Source organism: Amycolatopsis oliviviridis, assembly GCF_014654365.1.
Taxonomy (GTDB): Bacteria; Actinomycetota; Actinomycetes; order Mycobacteriales; family Pseudonocardiaceae; genus Amycolatopsis; species Amycolatopsis oliviviridis.
Genome location: NZ_BNAY01000001.1, coordinates 278515 through 294966 on the forward strand (window position 1 = coordinate 278515; position 16452 = coordinate 294966).

Sequence of the window (16452 nt, forward strand, 5' to 3'; positions counted from 1 at the left end):
TGATCGCGGAAGCCTTGTAACACCTGGGAAGTCGGGGCGACTCCTGTGCGGAGCGGCCAGCCGACGAAGGAGATCACCGGGTGATGTCACGGAAAAACAGGCGCGGAGCGAGACCGGCGCCTCCGCCCAAGTGGTACGTCTCGCCGCTGTTCGTGGCGATCGTCAGCGTCGTCGGCCTGGTCGCGAGCGTGGCTTCCGTTCTCATCGCGACGGCGGCTTTCGATCAGGACTCCGCCGCGCTCACCTCGGAACTGCGGATCGTTTCGTACGAGGCGACTTCGCTCGACAAGATCCCGATGAAGATGTCGGAAGGTGAAGAAGAACCGGCGGCCGACGCCTCGATCAGCGCCGCCGCGGTGGATGTCGCCGTGGAGAACCTGCATGATCAGTCGGCGTTGATCACGCGGGTCGACGTCCAGGTTCGCGCCGTCCACGCGCTGCGTGCCTGCGGCGGCGGTCCGCTCAGCGCCACCGCCGAGTTCGACATCCTGATCCCGACCGACCGGAAGGTGGCAGGCCAGGTTTTCGGGCAGGGCAAGATGTTCGAGGTCGAAGGCAAACGCAAGGACCGCTTCGCCGTCTCGGTGGGACCGGAGCGGCTGATCGAAAACGACCTCGTCCAGATCTTCCACGTCGACCTGCTGCTCCGGCTCCAGACCGGGGAAACGGTGCGCGCCGACGACATCATGCTCGTCCCGCCGGGCTCCGCCCAGGACGACGACCGCATCGTCACCACGTTGGGCACCACGAAGACGGGCTTCGCCGGGTCTCCCGAGTGCTTGCGGCGCGCGCGAGCCATGGTCGACGCCGCCGTGGGTGCGAAGGCGGCGAAGCAGGCACCCCGGCTTGCGGCGTTGCACGCGAAGTTGCATGCCGTGGGGTATTGAGGTCGGTTCGAGGTAGTTCCTGTCGCGGTGGTCCACCGGGTTCGTCCCGGTGGACGTCCCCAGGCCGCTCGCGAGATTGCAGATCCCGTCGGCTCCGCTGTCGTTGTAGGCGAGGAGCGCTCCGTGTTCGGCGGTGGCTCCGACCCTGGCGCCCGGATGCCAGCCCTGGGCGGGAGGCGCGTCCTTTGCATCGGGGAGATTCCCTGAGTTCCGGTGATCGGTATCGAGGGTTTCAGCGGCGTTCGGTAAGCGCTCTGCAATTAGTCGACTAAATGCGGTCCGGGGATCTTTACAGTCGCCTTTGGAAGAATTCTTCAGTAGAACATGAGTTCGATTCAACTGGTATTATTGGGGAGTGTCCGAGACCTATCTCCCTGAACTCCCGCAGGAGTTGTGGCGTGCCGGCAAGCTGGAGCTTGCCCATGGTGTGCAACAGTTCTTGCAGGTGATGCGGGTGGCCTCTGCCGGGTTGGGGCAGTATCTGGCGGAGATCGAGTCTCGGGGCGTCAAAGACTTGTATGGGTATGGGTCCACGGCGGCGTGGTTTGCCGATGTGGCGCGGCTGTCTCGAGGTGAGGCGGGGCCGATCGTGAATCGGGCGATCGCGTTGAATCCGACGCGGGCTTTGGATGGCACGGAGGTTCCGGCTGTCGCGCCCGCCACCGCCGCGGTGGCTGCTGAGGGCGTGATCGGCGAGCACCGTATCGAGCAGATCTTGGAGATTCTCGCGAAGATCCCTGCTGACACGTCGGTCGAGGATCGGGAGAGTGCTGAGAAGATTCTCGCCAATCTCGCGCGGGAGGCTGGTCCTCGGCAGTTGGTGGACGCGGAGGCGAAGATTCTTGCCTGGCTCGACCCCGACGGGAACGAACCCAAGGATCCCGAGCCTGCCGATCCTCGTCGCGAGGTCACCTTGGAGCGCCGCAAAGACGGGTTCTGGAAGTTGAACGGCCTCCTCGATGACGAACTTGGCGCCCGGACCGCGGCCGCCCTGGAGGCGTACGCGAAACCGCGTCCGGTGGACGAATTCGGCCAAGCTGACCTGCGGACGAAAGCCGAGCGGCAGGGTGACGCGTGGGCCGAGTTGCTGGATCTCGCGATCGCGTGCCCGGATCAGCCCGGCACCAACGGCTACCGGACCCTGGTCCACGTCACCATCGGCCTCGAAGAGCTGAAGTCCGGGATCGGGAAGGCCTGCCTGGATTTCGTCGGGACCATGACCGCCCGCGAGGCCCGGATGGCCGCTTGCGACTGCCTGATGCTCCCGGTCGTGATGAACGCTGCGGGCGAGCCGCTGGACGTCGGACGGCTACGGCGGTTCGTCACTCCCGGCCAGCGACGGGCGCTCAATATCCGCGACCGAGGATGCGCGTTCCCGGGGTGTCATCGAAGACCCAAGAACTGCCACGCCCATCACATTCATCACTGGGCGGACGGCGGGCCCACCGATCTTCGGAATCTCGTGCTCCTCTGCTCCTTCCATCACCGCCTGATCCACCACGGCGACTGGCAAGTCCGCATGGCGGCCGATGGGTTACCGGAGTTCATCCCGCCCCAGTACCTGGATCCGCTGCGCCGATCCCGGCGCAACACCCTCCACCGCGCCTGAAACCCCGCACGGCCCGAGAAGCCCGCCAGCCACCCGGCGACGGGCCCCTCGGGGTGCCTGCGGACCACCGGCACCCCGAAACGGGCCAGCGCTTGCCACACCACCGCTGCCAGCTCACCGACCGACAGGGTCGAGGTGGTCGTGAGTGTCGAGGAGACGGTTCCGTACTGCCCTGAGCTGGCTGGCGTCGCCCCGCTCCGGTCCCGCCCGGCGCTGCAGTGCACCGCGAGCGGGCCCGGTGGTGCCTCGGCCAGCTGAACGAAGACCTCGGTGATGCGACGCTGGTTGTCGTCGGACATGGTCCGGTAGGCGTCCGGCATGGTGGTGCCCTGCACCGCCAGTTCGGCGATCAGCGGCTGCGGGATCGTCGGCGAAGGGCTAGCAACGTCAAGCCGATCCCCTCACCGACCGCTCAGCAGAACGATCTGATCCCCCGTGACCGAACCCGTCCGAACATACGCCGCCAGCCCGGCCAGCGCGGCCGAACCCGCCGCGCCGGCCACGGCGCCGTGACGCGCCAGCAAGGTTTGAGCGGCTAGGAGTTCGTCGTCCTCGACGGCGTGTACCGCGCCGCCGGAGCCGTCGATCGCGGCCAGCGCGTCGGGTCCGTGGAGGGCGTGCCAGTTCACCAGGGGCTCGTTGTGCTCCGTCGTGACGACGCCGTCGCGGGGCAGCACCCGGTACGGGCCGGGCCAGCTCGTCACGATCGGGTTGTTGCCGGGGGAGCCGACGCCGTGCAGCGCCACCGGCCAGCCGAGGGCACGCAGCCGCCGGTGGGCGGCGACGATCGTCGTGCCGTTCCCGACTGGGATCCACAGTGACGCCGGTGTGGGGCCGAGTTCCCGGTACAGGGAATCGATGACGTGGCCGTGGCCTTCGAAGATCACGTCCTTGTAGGGCCCGTCGACGTTCCCGTCCATCGCCCCTTCCGAGACGGCCAGACGATGCGACGCTTCGACCGCGTCTTCGTAGCCACCCGGGACGAAGTGGACGTCGGCGCCGGTCGCGGCGGCGAAGGCACCGCCGTCACCCCAGTCGGCGGGCAGGACGACGGTGCAGCGCACGCCTGCCGCCGCGCAGGCCGTCGCCATCGCCCGTCCGTAGCTGCCGCACGAGCCGACGACGACCCGATCGTGGCCTTCGGCGACGGCGCGGGCCACGATCGCGCGGGCGGCGGGTTCCTTGTGGCTGCCGGACGGATAGTGCGTCTCGTCGGCGAGGAACACTCGGACTCCCGGCAGCAGGTCGTCCGCGGGGGCGAGACTGGATGTCCGAGGCAGCACGGAACCGTTCCCCTTCACCGATTGTGGGCAGCGAGCAGTTCGTCGGCCTCGCGCTGCAGGTCGTCGCGCGTGCCGATGTTCGCGGGCGGTACGGCGTCGGGCAGTTCGTCTTCGATCAGCCGTAGCCGCGCGTTGAACCAGCCGCGGATCGCCCACGCCAGCTGCAGCAGTCCACTGAGGACGATCAGCAGCGCGAGACCGCGGCCTGGCGAGTCCAGCAGCGGCTGGACGAACCGTTCGGCCAGCGGTCCGACGACGAGGTAGCCCAGCGGCATCGTCAGCATCATCAAGGTGATGAACAGGGACAGCACCCTGCCCTGCAGTTCGAGGTTGACCTTGCCCTGGATGATCGCGATCCAGTGCCCGTCGGCGAGTGATTCGCCGAAGCCGACGAGGAACATGCCGGCGATGATCAGCACGGGCGACGTCGTCACGCCGACGAGGATCATCGCGACACTGCCGATGCCCATCGCGATGAGCATCCCGTGGCTGCGCCGGGCGGTCCCGCCCCAGAGTCCCATCACGACGCTGCCGGTGAGCCCGCCGACACCGCCCGCGCCCAGCGCCACGCCCAGCACCGACGCGGGTTGCTCCACCAGCAGCATCGGCGTGATCACGGCGAAGCCCAGGGTGTAGAAGACGTGGTCGATGACGAAGAAGCGGAGGGCGGCGCGCAGGCCTGGGCGACGGGTGATGAACTGCCAGCCGGTGCGGATCTCGGTGCGGAAGTTCTCCTCGCGCCGCCGGAACAACAGGTTCGGGAAGCGGACGAAAAGCAGCGTCAGCGCACCGGCGGCGAAGGTGCCCATGTCGACGAGCAGGACGCCGCTGATCCCGATCGGGCCGATCAGCGCGGCGCCGAGCATGGGGGAGAAGACCAGTCCGACGCCGACCCCGAGCTGCCCGATGCCGCTGGCGTGCCCGAGATAGCGCTTCGGCACCAGCTGGGCGACGGCCGCGAGGTAGGCGGGCCGCTGGAACGCGCCGGCCACCGACGTCACCGTCACGGCCAGATAGACGTGCCAGAGATGCAAGCCCTCCGACAGCATCAGGAACGCCAGCGCCGCCATCGAAAGGCCCGCCATGCTGTCGCTCACCAGCATGACCTTGCGCCGGTCCCACCGGTCGGCGACGGCCCCGGCGAGTGGCCCGGCCAGGATGCCGGGAAGCAGCCCGATCGCGCTGACCATGGCGAACGACGTGATCGAGCCGGTCTGCTGGAGCACCCAGATGCTCAGTACCAGCGTGCTCAGCCCGCTGCCGACCATCGACAGGAGCTGCCCGAACGCGACCACCGCGAACTTGCGCAGATCGGGTTCCGCGCTCGCCACCGGAGCCGGTTCTGCGGCGACAGGCCGCCCGGAGACGAATCCGACGAGCGCCTCGGCGAGTGGCTCGGCGTGGCTCTTGAGGAAGAAGTGCCCGGCTTGCGGCAGGACGGCGAGGCCGACGTCGCCTCTGGTGAAGTGCCGCCATTCCTGACGGCGTTCCTGATAGTGCTCGGTGACCCGGTCGCGCGCGCCGACGACGGTGAGCACCGGCGCCTTCAACGGCTCGAAAGTCCCTCGGTACGCGGCGGTGAAGTACTCCTCCGCGTCACGCGCGTCGTGGCGCACGTTGCGGAGCACGAAGGCCTTCTGCTCTTCGTCGTCCAGATCGGTGAAGCCACCGCGTGCCCGGAGATAGGCGAGGTACTCCCGGTCGGAGGTGAAGCGGTCCACCGGGACGTGCCGGTAGATCCAGTCGAAGACGCGACCCGGCAGGCGTGCTGTCGGGAATCCCGCGCCGAGGGCGACGCCGGCCACAGGAAGACCGGCGGCCTCGGCCCGTCGCGCCACCTCGACGGTGAGCGCGACGCCGAGGCAGTGTCCATAAAGGAGGATCGGGCCGTCGATCGCCCGCAGTTCCTCGACGATACGGCTGGAGACGACGGCGATCGGCTCCAGGTCTTCGTCGGATCTGGAGCGGTCGTGGCCGGGCAGTTCCGCCGCGTGCAGGGCCCAGCCGGACGGCAATGCGTCGGCGAGCGGCTGGTAGGCGACGGCGCTGCCGCCGGAATAGGGCACCGCCACGACCGTGTGCCCGCCGACGGCCGGGTCGGCGTCCGTCGCGGTCAGCCGGTGCAGCAGCCGTCGTTCGGTGGGCCCGGATCCCGAACGCGCGTCGAGATGAGCGGCCAGTCGCCGGATGGTGGCGTGCTGGTACAGCTCGACCAGGCTGGGGGAGGGCTCGATCCGCCGGACCACCTTGAGCGCGGCGAAGGAATCCCCGCCGAGGGCGAAGAAGCTGTCGTCCATGCCGGGATCGGTGACCCCGAGGACCTCCGACCACACCGCCGCGATCCGCTTCTCGGTGTCGGTCCGTGCCACCGCTCCGGCCGAGCGCGGCCCGCCGCCCGCCGGCGGCGGTAGCGCACGCCGATCCAGCTTTCCGTTGGGCGACAACGGAAGAGCGGGCAGCGTGAGGATCCGCGAGGGGACCATCTGCGGCGGCAGGCCGACAGCGAGCGTCTCGCGGTACGCGGCCTCGTCGACATCGGACCCGTCGCGGGTCACGACGTAACCGACGAGCTGCGAGCCATGCGGAGCGGCGGCGCACGCCATCACTTCGGGCAGCGCGGCCAGCGCGGCCTCGACCTCGCCGAGTTCGATCCGGTAGCCGTTGACCTTGACCTGGTCGTCGAGCCTGCCGAGGAAATCGACCGTGCCGTCGAGCTGGAACCGTGCCGAGTCGCCGGTGCGATACATCCTGGCACCCGGCGAGAACGGATCGGGCACGAACCGGTCCTCGGTCAGCTCCGGCCGCTCGTGATACCCGGGAACGACGCCCAGACCACCCAGGTAGAGCTCGCCGACGACACCCGCCGGTACCGGCTGACCATACGCATCCAGGATGTAGACCCGGTTGTTCGGGAAAGGCCGTCCGATGGGCAACGGCGCGTCGTCGGCGAGGTGGTCGACGGAGCCTTCGAAGCAGACGTTGTCGACGGTGACCTCGGTGACGCCGTAGGAGTTGACGACGCGGTTGCCCGGCCCGACGAGACGCCTCGCGAGCTGGAACTCCTTGACGTGCCACTTCTCGCCGCCGCCGATGAGCAGGTCGACGAACCCGAGATCCTGCCCGCTGCTTTCGGTGTGGTCGAGCGGCTCCGGCGGTACTGCTGGGCATCGAGGACGATCGCCCGGTTTCCCGGCCGTGCGGTGAAGGAACGGTCCTGGTCGCCATCCCGCCGGACATCGACTTTCTCCGGACCCGGCGGCCGTCGATCGCGCGGGACTGGCGGCTGGCCGTCCGTGACACCCTGGGCGTGCTGCTGGCAGGCGGAGCCCGGCTGACCGGCTTCGACCGAGCCGCCTGCGGCTACGTACTCACCCGGGGCGAGGGACGATGAAGATCGAGCGCGTCACGCTCAGGCGTATCGCTTTGCCGCTGGTCAGCCCATTTCGGACCTCGCTGGGCGTCGAATACGAACGCGTCGCGCTTCTGGTGCGCGTGACCACATCGGACGCGGAAGGCTGGGGAGAATGCGTCGCCGGGGCCGACGCCAGCTACTCGTCCGAGTACGTCGAGGGTGCCGAAGACGTCCTCGTGCGGCATCTGGTGCCGCCCCTGCTGGCGGCGGGGAGCCTGACCGCGCACACCGTGGCGCCGCTCCTCGCCGGGGTCAAAGGCCATCGGATGGCGAAGGCGGCGCTGGAGATGGCCATCCTGGACGCCGAGCTCCGCGAGCACGGCCTGTCCTTCGCGGCCGCACTGGGAGCCGTCGCCGACAGCGTCCCGAGCGGCGTTTCCGTCGGCATCATGGACTCGGTGCCGGAACTGCTCGACGCCGTCGAAGGGTATCTGGAGCGGGGCTACCGGCGGATCAAGCTCAAGATCGAACCCGGCTGGGACGTCGCGCCGGTGCGGGCGGTCCGCGAGCGGTTCGGTGACGACTTGCTTCTGCAGGTGGACGCGAACGCCGCCTACACGCGGGCCGACGCCCGGCACCTCGCGCGCCTCGACGACTTCGCTCTGCTGCTGATCGAGCAGCCGCTCGACGAGGAGGACCTGCTCGGGCACGCCGCTCTCGTGCGGAGCCTCCGTACCCCGGTCTGCCTCGACGAATCGATCGTGTCGGCCCGGTCCGCCGCGGACGCCATCGCGCTCGGGGCGTGCCAGATCGTCAACGTCAAACCCGGCCGTGTCGGCGGTTACCTCGAAGCCCGGCGCATCCACGACGTGTGCGCCGCCGCCGGTGTCCCGGTGTGGTGCGGCGGAATGCTCGAAACCGGGCTCGGGCGGGCGGGCAACCTCGCGCTGGCCGCGTTGCCGAACTTCACCCTGCCCGGCGACGTCTCCGCGTCGGACCGGTACTACGAAACCGACGTCACCGAACCGTTCGTCCTGCGAGACGGGAATCTGCCGGTGCCGACCGGCCCCGGCCTCGGCGTCGCGCCGATCCCGGGCGTGCTGGACGAGGTCACGAAGTCGGTGCGGGAACTGAGCAATCTCTGACCGCCGGACGCCAATCCCGAGCATGGGAACCGCGATGATCCGCGCCTAGGTTCGCTGCCGTGCCCGACATCGAACCCTTCATCATCCACGCCCCCGACCGTGCGCTGGCCGATCTCCACGCCCGGCTGGCCCGGGTCCGCCTTCCCGAGCCGGAGACGGTTTCCGATGCCTCACAGGGAATCGGGCTGGCGCGGCTGACGACGTTGCTCCAGACATGGCGGGAACACGACTGGCGGGCAAGGGAAATCCGGTGGAACACGATTCCCCATTACCGGGCCCGCCTGGACGGCCTGGAGATCGGGTTCTGGCACGTCCGCTCACCCGAGCCCGCGGCGCTCCCGCTGCTCCTGACCCACGGCTGGCCCGGGTCGATCCTCGAATTCGAGAAGGTGATCGGGCCGCTCACCGACCCGGTGGCCCACGGCGGTTCCGCCAGCGACGCCTTCCACGTCGTCGTGCCTTCGTTGCCGGGATTCGGTTTCAGCGAACGGCCCCGCGAGCCGGGCTGGCATCCGGGGCGGACGGCCTCCGCGTGGGCCGGGCTGATGACCGCGCTCGGTTACGAGCGGTTCGGGGCCCACGGCGGTGATTGGGGTGCCTGTGTGAGCACGGAACTGGCGCGGCTCGTCCCCGGACGGGTCGCGGGCCTGCACCTGACGATGCCCTCGGCGTCGCCACTGCCGGAAGACCGGGCGAGGGCGACCCCGGAGGAACAAGGCATGCTGGACCGGCGCGATCTGCATCTGTCGGACGGATACGGGTTCGGGTTGCTCATGGGGACGCGTCCGCAGACCCTCGGCTACTCCCTGCTCGACTCGCCGGCCGGGCTCGCCGCCTGGCTCGGCGAGAAGTTCGCCGCCTACGCCGACGAGAGGCCGGAATCGGGCGGCGGGGTGAGCCTGGCGGACCAGGTCGACACCATCGCGTTGTACTGGCTGACCGGAACCGGTGCTTCGAGCGCGCGCTGGTACTGGGAAGCGATGCGATGGGTGCCGCGCAGCGCGGAGGAGGAGAACGCGCTGCCGGTGACCGTCCCCACCGCCGTCTCGCAGTTCCCGGCCGATCCCTGGCCGACCGCGCTCCGCTGGGCGGAGCGGCGCTACCGGAACCTGCACCGCTGGACCGAGCTGGAGCGAGGCGGTCACTTCCCGGGACTGGAGCAGCCGGACCTGCTGGTGTCCGAGATCAGGAAGTCGTTCCGGCATGCCTGATCAAAACGGTTAAAAGCCCCAGACCTTCGGAGGGATACACCGGCGGTGCGTGGTCTTAACGTCTGAGACCGACCGAGATCGGTGAGGAGCGCGTCTGATGAAACTCGTGCGCATGATGGGGCTTGCCGTGCTGACGGCGTCGGCCCTGGTGTTGTCGATGACCGCGGCGTCCGCGCACGACCCGGAGACGGCGGAAGGGCAGGCGGCGGCCCGGACCTTCATGGCGGACCACCTCCCGGCCGAACGGCACGCCGTCACCGGCACCGCGGCGGGCGTGCCGTGTGTCAACGGAAAAGCCGACATCTATCCGTGCAAGAACGTGGACCTGCTCAGCGTGCTTCCGCTGTCGGGTCTCGGCGGCGGCAACGGCAACGACATCTGGGGCTGGACCGATCCCTCGTCCGGCAAGGAATACGCCATCGTCGGGCGGACCAACGGCACCGCGTTCGTCGACCTGAGCACACCGACCTCGCCGAAGTTCCTCGGCAACCTGCCGTCCAACGGCGGCAGCAGCTCGTGGCGGGACATGAAGGTGTACAAGGACCACGCGTTCATCGTGGCCGACTTCATCACCGGGCACGGCATGCAGGTGTTCGACCTGACCCGCCTGCGCACGGTCACCACACCACAGACCTTCACCGCGGACGCGCTCTACAGGGAGTTCGGCCCCGCGCACAACATCGCGATCAACGAGGAGACCGGTTTCGCCTACGCGATCGGCTCCAACACGTGCAGCGGCGGACCGCACATCGTCGACATCCGGAACCCGAAGGCACCGGCCAAGGCGGGGTGTGTCTCGCAGGACGGCTACACCCACGACACGCAGTGCGTCGTCTACCGGGGACCGGACGCGGCCTACCGCGGCAAGGAGATCTGCTTCAACGCCAACGAGGACACGCTGACCATCGTCGACGTCACCGACAAGGCCAGGCCGATCCAGATCTCGCGCAAGGGCTACTCGGGCGCGCAGTACTCGCATCAGGGCTGGCTGACCGGCGACCAGCGCTACTTCCTGCTCGACGACGAACTGGACGAGTCACGCGGCACCGACAAACGCACGAAGACCTACGTCTGGGACCTGGCCAAGCTGTCCGCTCCCGTGCACACCGGCGTGTACAGTTCGCCGGCCACCGCGATCGACCACAACCAGTACATCAAGGGCCAGTACTCATACCAGGCGAACTATCAGGCAGGCCTGCGCATCCTCGACGTCAGCGGCGTCGCTTCGGCGAAGCTGTCCGAGGTCGGCTACTTCGACATCTACCCGTCGGGTAACGCGGCGAACTTCAACGGGGCGTGGAGCAACTACCCGTACTTCTCCAGCGGGATCGTCATCGTCAACGGCATCGAGCAGGGCCTTGTCGTGGTGAAGCCGAATCTCGGCGGGAAGTGACCGGGGGCGGGCGTGCGTAAACCCCGGCTCACGGATTGGTTGTTCCTCGCGCTGGCCATGGTGATCGGAGTGGCCGCGGTCTCCGTGGCGCTCCGGCCCACACCCGGCTCCGCACATTCGGCTCACCAGCAGCGGGTCGTGACGGCGGACCTGCTTCCCGCCGCGCACAGCGACGGGCTGTCGGAGGCGGAAAGCGGGTACCGGTTCGAGCGGATCACCACGCCCGCGGTGCGGGGGCCCGAGGTGCCGGTGGCGTTCCGGATCCTCGGGCCCGACGGGAAGCCGGTCACCCGCTTCCTGGACAACCAGACCAAACAGATGCACTTCTTCGCCGTGCGCGACGACATGAACGTCTTCCAACACGTGCACCCGACCCTCGCCGGGGACACCTGGCACACGAGCCTCGCGCTGACCGACGGCGGCGCGTTCCGGATGTTCGCCGAGTTCGTTCCGCTCGACACGAAAGACCCGAAACATCCCGTGGTCCTCGGTGTCCCGTTCGCCGTGCCCGGTGACACCAGCTTCGCTCCCGTGCCCGCGCCCGCCGGGGACACCGTGACGAGTACGGGCTACCGGGTGGAGCGTGCGGGCGGGGAGACCCGGATTCCGTTGATGCGGGCGCAGGTTCTCCGCTTCGCCATCCGCGGCCCCGACGGCGCACCGGTCACCGCGGTCGATCCCTATCTGGGCGCCAACGGGCATATGACCGGTTTCCACACCATGCTGTTGTCGGCCACGCATCTGCATCCCGTCCAGCAGGCCGGTGTCGCGCTGGTCGACGGCGAGCTGACCTTTCACTCCCTGTTCTCGGAACGAGGGGAATACCGGTTGTTCCTGGAATTCTCCCACGGCGGGCGGGTGCACACGGCCGCCATCACCGTCGCGGTGGACTGACCGGGATGATCTCCGCGATCTTCGGGGGCGCGCCACCCGGCGTCCAAAGCAGGCGGACGCGGTCGGTCACGGCGCCCTGGGCGGGCAGTTCCGTGTAGCCGCCGGTCATCCTGCCGATCGTGTGCCAGCCGCCCGCCGCGTCCGCGATCTGGACGTCGGCGCCCGCACCGGCCTCGGTCGCCAGGACGGTGACCTTGCCCAGCGGCTTCGGCGCGGCGGCCGTGACGACGAGCGCGTCGCCGGGTAACGGTGCCGACGCCGCCGCGTACACCGAATCGGCGTTGTTGTCCGCGGCGGCGGGAAGGTTCGACCCCGCCGGGGTTCCGGTGACCGTGTAATGCGGACTGTCCGGTGTGGACACGGTGATCTCCCGGACCACGACCCAGTAAGTCTGGGTCCCGGTCACGCGTACGCGGACGAACCGCGCCTGGGCGCCGTCCGGGAGGTCCGCCGAGACGATCGGCTCCGTGACCGGCTTCACCGTCGTCCAGCGCTCACCGTCGGCGGAGTATTCGAGGACGCCGTTGTGGACGAAGTCGTTCGGGCTGGTCGGTTTGCCCATGGCGATGTCCACATGGGACACCCGCTGCGCACTGCCGAGGTCGACGCCGATCGTGTCGCCGACGCGCGGTGCCCAGTCGGTCCAGTAGTAGGTCTCGGGGTCGCCGTCGACCATCCGCGCGGGGACGTTGTCGGTGTAGGTGCCCATCGACGTCGTCGGCTGCGGCCGGATCCCGGGCAGGCCGAACCAGCGGTCGGCCATCGCCAGCGCGCTGTTCAGGAACGGCACGCAGACGTCCGTGCAGGTGCTCGGGTTGCGCGGTCCCCGCGCGGTCTGGACGCGGATCGCCTGCGCCTGCTTGAGCGCGGCGACGAGGTGCCCACGCTCGGCCCACGACGTCGCGCCGTCGCCGTCGACCTGGGCCAGCAGCATCCGCACCGCGTGCCTGCCCGCCTGGCCGTAGAGCCCGACCTGGTCGAGCCACGGCCCGACCTCGGCGAGGAACTTCGGGTTGCCGGCCATCCCGCTTCGCAGGTCCGCGGGATCACTGGCCATCGTGGCGAGATAGCCGTCCAGTTTCGCCGCCGCGTCCCAGGGATCCTTCTTCTCGAGCGCGGCCCAGAAATCGGCGAGCAGCGGGCGCAGCACCGGCGAGTCCAGATCCGGCTTCCCGGTTTCGAGGCGGACGAGCAGACTCGAATAGTTGTTCTCCGCGAACACCTTCAGCGCCGTCGCGGCGGGACCGCCGAGATCGGCGATCGCGGCGAGCCAGGATTTGTCGGGGTCGTACTTGTCGGGGTTCCACAGGAAGTCGCCCGAGGTGAACTCGGCGATCTTGGACGCCTCGGCCTGCACCATCGGGTTCGCGGTGATCCCGGAGAGGAACTTCGCGACCCCGGGCTCGCGGCCGATGTACGGGCCGAGCAGCAGGCGTTCGGTGATGTAGTCGTTGACCGGGTAGTTGTCCCAGATCAGGATGTCGTGCCCGAAGACCTCTTTCGCCTGCCGGGCCTGCTTTTCGGTGATCTGCCCGGCGATCACGCCGACGCCGGTCCACTCGACGATGACCGCCTTGTCGAGCTGGGTGCGCAGCGCGGTCTTGTACGGGGAGTCGGCGAGGTCGTAGTACTCGGTCGGGACCATCTGCAGCCGGTCGACACCGGGATGCGTGGCGATGAAATCCTGTTGCACCCGGTTGAGCAGGAACGACTGCGCCGCGCCCGCGGCCGCGCCACCGCTGCCGAACTTCGCGGCGTCGGCGTCGCAGTTCCAGCGAGTGTAGGAGATGTCGTCGAGCGGGATCGCGAACGACCGCACCCCGATGTCCCACATGGACTGGAACTTCGCCACCAGCGCGTTCTTGTCGGCGTCCGACGAGTAGCACACCGAAAGTCCGGGCGAGAGCGCGTAGGTGAACGAGACGTGGTTCGCGGCGGCGCGGGTCACCAGTTGCGAGAGCAGCGCCAGCTGGTCGGGCGGGTACTGGTCGCGCCAGCGGGCGCGCAGGTACGGGTCGTCCTTGGGGGAGTAGACGTACATGTTCTGCTTGGTGCGGCCGTAGAAGTCCAGTTGAGCCAGCCGATCGGCATGCGACCACGGCGCGCCGTAGAAGCCTTCGATCACCCCGCGCCGCGGCGCGGCCGGCCAGTCACGCATGGCGAACCCGCGGCTCGTGCCGGAAGCGAAGAGCTGCCTGAACGACTGCGCGGCGTAGAACGTCCCCCCGGTGTCCACACCGGACAGCGCGATCACCCCGCGATCGGCGGCGAGGACGTATCCGTCCTGGGCCAGGCCTTCGGGACCCGGGACGCGGAGCGCGGCGAGCGCCAGGGCGGTCGCTCTGCTTTCGGTGGGTCCGCCGACGAAGACGACGAGCCCGCCGTTGCCGCGTTCCCGGTCGACCGCGGCCTGGTCGTTGTCGGTGATCTTGATGAACGTGCTCGCTCCCGCGGAGCGGAGGACCTGCTCCACGACGGCGAGCGCGGCCGGATCGGTGCCCGCGCCGACGACCTCGACGACGGTGCGCGGGATGGTCACCTGCCCCGGCCGCGGCGTCAGCTGGTGAGGTGTCGGCCAGACCTGGGCGAGCGGCGGGGGAGCGGGCGCCGCGCTCGCCGGTACGGGGACGGCCACCGCGACGGCGGTCACGAGCAGCGTCACCGGAATGAGGCGGAGAACCCATCGGAAGGACATCGGCTTGCCCCCAAATCGTCGATCAACGACGTTCTGTGAGCAAGGAAACACCCAAAGCGATGATGCGGGCTAGGTCGGTCTGGGTGATTTTCCGACAGCGAGCACTAGGCCTTTTCGGTCAACGCGGCCGCGGTCAGGGTGAAGGTGAGTGGTAAGGACGGTGCGGCGGCGGAGCGTTTCGCACCCATGAGGACGCCGGACCCGACAGAATGACCGCGTGCGAATCCTTTGTGGTGTGGCCGCCCTCGTCCTGCTCGCTGTCACCGGATGTCAGTCCGGGGTTTCGGGGCAACCCGAGCCCGAGGGCGACAGTTTCGCGGTCAAGGACGGCTCCCGGCTGCGGTTCCGGCCGGTCCTGGCCGAACTCCCGCCCGGCCCGGCGACAGGCGCGGCGACGAACCGGCAGAGCACGGATCCCGCCGAACAGCAGGCCGCCGCGGCGGCGCTGGACTGCTCGCCGGGGCCGGACCCGCTGGACGGCCGTGACGATCCGGCGCTCCCGCTGGTCGGCTGCGACCGCGTCCTGGGCACGAAATACGTGCTCGGCCCCGCCTTCCTCACCGGGTCCGACCTCAGCCGGGCGAACGCGCGGCTCGATCAGTCGGGCAGCTCGATGATCGGTCTCAGCTTCACCGACGCGGGCTCGCGGACGTGGGCCGACTGGACCGCGGCCAACATCGGGAAGCAGGTCGCGATGGTGCTGAAGAGCCGGGTGCTGACCGCGCCGATGATCCAGTCCGCCATCACCGGCGGGGAAACCCAGATCACCGGGAAGTTCACCTTGCCCGAGGCGCGGCAACTGGCGCGGGACATCGCCGGCGCCTGAGCCCTGGCGGCTGCGGCAGGTGGCGCTCGGGGCGGTGGAATACGATCGCCAGGGCCGACGTTTGAGCGTTCAACTACTTGAGGGAGTTGGACATGGGTTACGAGAACCTGGGCACCCGGCACGAGCCGACCTTCGGTCTGGACACCTTCGGTGACGTGGAGAACGGTCCGGACGGCCAGCCGGTGAGCCAGGCCGAGGCCATCCGCCAGGTCGTGGCCGAGGGTGTGCTCGCCGACCAGGTGGGCCTCGACTATTTCGGGGTCGGCGAGCACCACCGCGCGGAGATGGCTGTGTCGTCGCCGGACGTCGTCCTCGCGGCGGTCGCCGGCCAGACCGGGCGGATCCGGCTGGGCACGGCGGTCACGGTGCTCAGCTCGGACGACCCGGTGCGCGTCTACGAGCGGTTCGCCACGCTGGACGCCGTTTCCCGGGGACGCGCGGAGGTCACCCTCGGCCGGGGCTCGTTCACCGAGTCGTTCCCGCTGTTCGGTTACTCGCTGGACGACTACGAAGCGCTCTTCGCCGAGAAACTCGACCTGTTCACGCACCTGCAGGAGGAGAAGCCGGTCGACTGGTCCGGGACCGTCCGTCCCGCGCTGGAGGGCGCGCAGGCGTTCCCGGTCACCGAATCGGGCAGCCTGCCCGCCTGGGTCGGCGTCGGCGGCACCCCGCAGTCGGTGGTCCGCGCAGCCGCGTACGGCTTGCCGCTGGTGATGGCGGTGATCGGCGGTTCTCCGGAGCGCTTCACCCCGCTGGCCGACCTGTACCGGCGCGCGCTCAAGGAAGCGGGACATCAGGAGCTGCCGATCTCGATGCACAGCCCGGGACACATCGCCGAGACCGACGAGCTCGCGATGGCCCAGCACTTCCCGCACCACCAGGCCGCCTTCGCCAAGATCGGCGCCGAACGGGGCTGGGGCCCGATGTCCCGGGCCGACTACGACGCCATGGCCGGGCCGCGCGGCGCGCTGTTCGTCGGTTCTCCCGAGACCGTCGCGCAGAAGATCGCCTGGGCGGTGCGGACCCTCGGCCTGTCGCGATTCCAGCTCAAATACAGCGTCGGCGGGCTTCCGCACGAGCAGCGCGCGAACTCGATCCGGCTGTACGGCGAGCAGGTCGTGCCGCGGGTGAAGGACCTGCTGAAGGACTAGCCTCGA

The 16452-nt window shown here is 69.2% G+C and carries 11 protein-coding genes and 1 pseudogene; 8 read left to right on the forward strand and 4 right to left on the reverse strand.

All coding sequences use genetic code 11. The features are described from left to right. Positions 1–83 precede the first annotated feature (83 nt). Together IE302_RS00885 and IE302_RS00890 are read left to right on the forward strand one after the other, a co-directional pair. On the forward strand, positions 84–887 hold the full coding sequence (locus tag IE302_RS00885; protein WP_191250753.1) for a hypothetical protein: 804 nt from the start codon (positions 84–86) through the stop codon (positions 885–887). Between the two features lie 355 nt (positions 888–1242). Continuing rightward, complete coding sequence (locus tag IE302_RS00890) at positions 1243–2496, forward strand: HNH endonuclease signature motif containing protein (RefSeq protein WP_191250754.1); 1254 nt, start codon at positions 1243–1245, stop codon at positions 2494–2496. A 245-nt stretch (positions 2497–2741) separates the two neighbouring features. Here IE302_RS00890 and IE302_RS42620 read toward each other — a convergent pair. From IE302_RS42620 to IE302_RS00905, 3 genes and pseudogenes are all read right to left on the reverse strand, one after another. Continuing rightward, positions 2742–2816, reverse strand: a pseudogene (locus IE302_RS42620) (tyrosine-protein phosphatase); the annotation flags it as partial. An 81-nt stretch (positions 2817–2897) separates the two neighbouring features. Continuing rightward, positions 2898–3779, reverse strand: a complete 882-nt coding sequence (locus IE302_RS00900; protein WP_191250756.1) for a pyridoxal-phosphate dependent enzyme — start codon at positions 3777–3779, stop codon at positions 2898–2900. A gap of 14 nt (positions 3780–3793) precedes the next feature. Then, complete coding sequence (locus tag IE302_RS00905; protein WP_308436839.1) at positions 3794–7099, reverse strand: MFS transporter; 3306 nt, start codon at positions 7097–7099, stop codon at positions 3794–3796. A 67-nt stretch (positions 7100–7166) separates the two neighbouring features. Here IE302_RS00905 and menC point away from each other — a divergent pair, with 67 nt between their 5' ends. The 4 genes from menC to IE302_RS00925 all read left to right on the forward strand — a co-directional run bounded on the left by menC (position 7167) and on the right by IE302_RS00925 (position 11774). Beyond that, positions 7167–8276: an o-succinylbenzoate synthase gene (gene menC, locus IE302_RS00910; protein ID WP_191250757.1), complete on the forward strand. Its 1110-nt coding sequence runs from the start codon at positions 7167–7169 to the stop codon at positions 8274–8276. Positions 8277–8335: 59 nt separating this feature from the next. Then, positions 8336–9487 (forward strand): epoxide hydrolase family protein, encoded by a 1152-nt coding sequence (locus IE302_RS00915; protein WP_191250758.1) that lies wholly within the window; start codon positions 8336–8338, stop codon positions 9485–9487. 97 nt (positions 9488–9584) lie between these two features. Next, the gene (locus IE302_RS00920; RefSeq protein WP_191250759.1) at positions 9585–10880 is read left to right on the forward strand and encodes a choice-of-anchor B family protein; all 1296 of its coding nucleotides are present in this window, start codon (positions 9585–9587) and stop codon (positions 10878–10880) included. Positions 10881–10892: 12 nt separating this feature from the next. Further along, entirely contained in the window at positions 10893–11774 is an 882-nt protein-coding gene (locus tag IE302_RS00925; protein ID WP_191250760.1) for a DUF8832 domain-containing protein, read from the forward strand. Here the strand turns inward: IE302_RS00925 and IE302_RS00930 are convergent. After that, on the reverse strand, positions 11755–14436 hold the full coding sequence (locus IE302_RS00930; RefSeq protein ID WP_229907533.1) for a glycoside hydrolase family 84 protein: 2682 nt from the start codon (positions 14434–14436) through the stop codon (positions 11755–11757). The two genes, IE302_RS00925 and IE302_RS00930, sit on opposite strands and share 20 nt — an antisense overlap. 268 nt (positions 14437–14704) lie before the next feature. Between IE302_RS00930 and IE302_RS00935 the strand changes: the two genes are divergently transcribed. Together IE302_RS00935 and IE302_RS00940 are read left to right on the forward strand one after the other, a co-directional pair. Next, the gene (locus IE302_RS00935) at positions 14705–15295 is read left to right on the forward strand and encodes a SecDF P1 head subdomain-containing protein (RefSeq protein WP_229907534.1); all 591 of its coding nucleotides are present in this window, start codon (positions 14705–14707) and stop codon (positions 15293–15295) included. 92 nt (positions 15296–15387) lie between these two features. Continuing rightward, entirely contained in the window at positions 15388–16446 is a 1059-nt protein-coding gene (locus IE302_RS00940) for an LLM class flavin-dependent oxidoreductase (protein WP_191250763.1), read from the forward strand. Positions 16447–16452 lie beyond the last annotated feature (6 nt).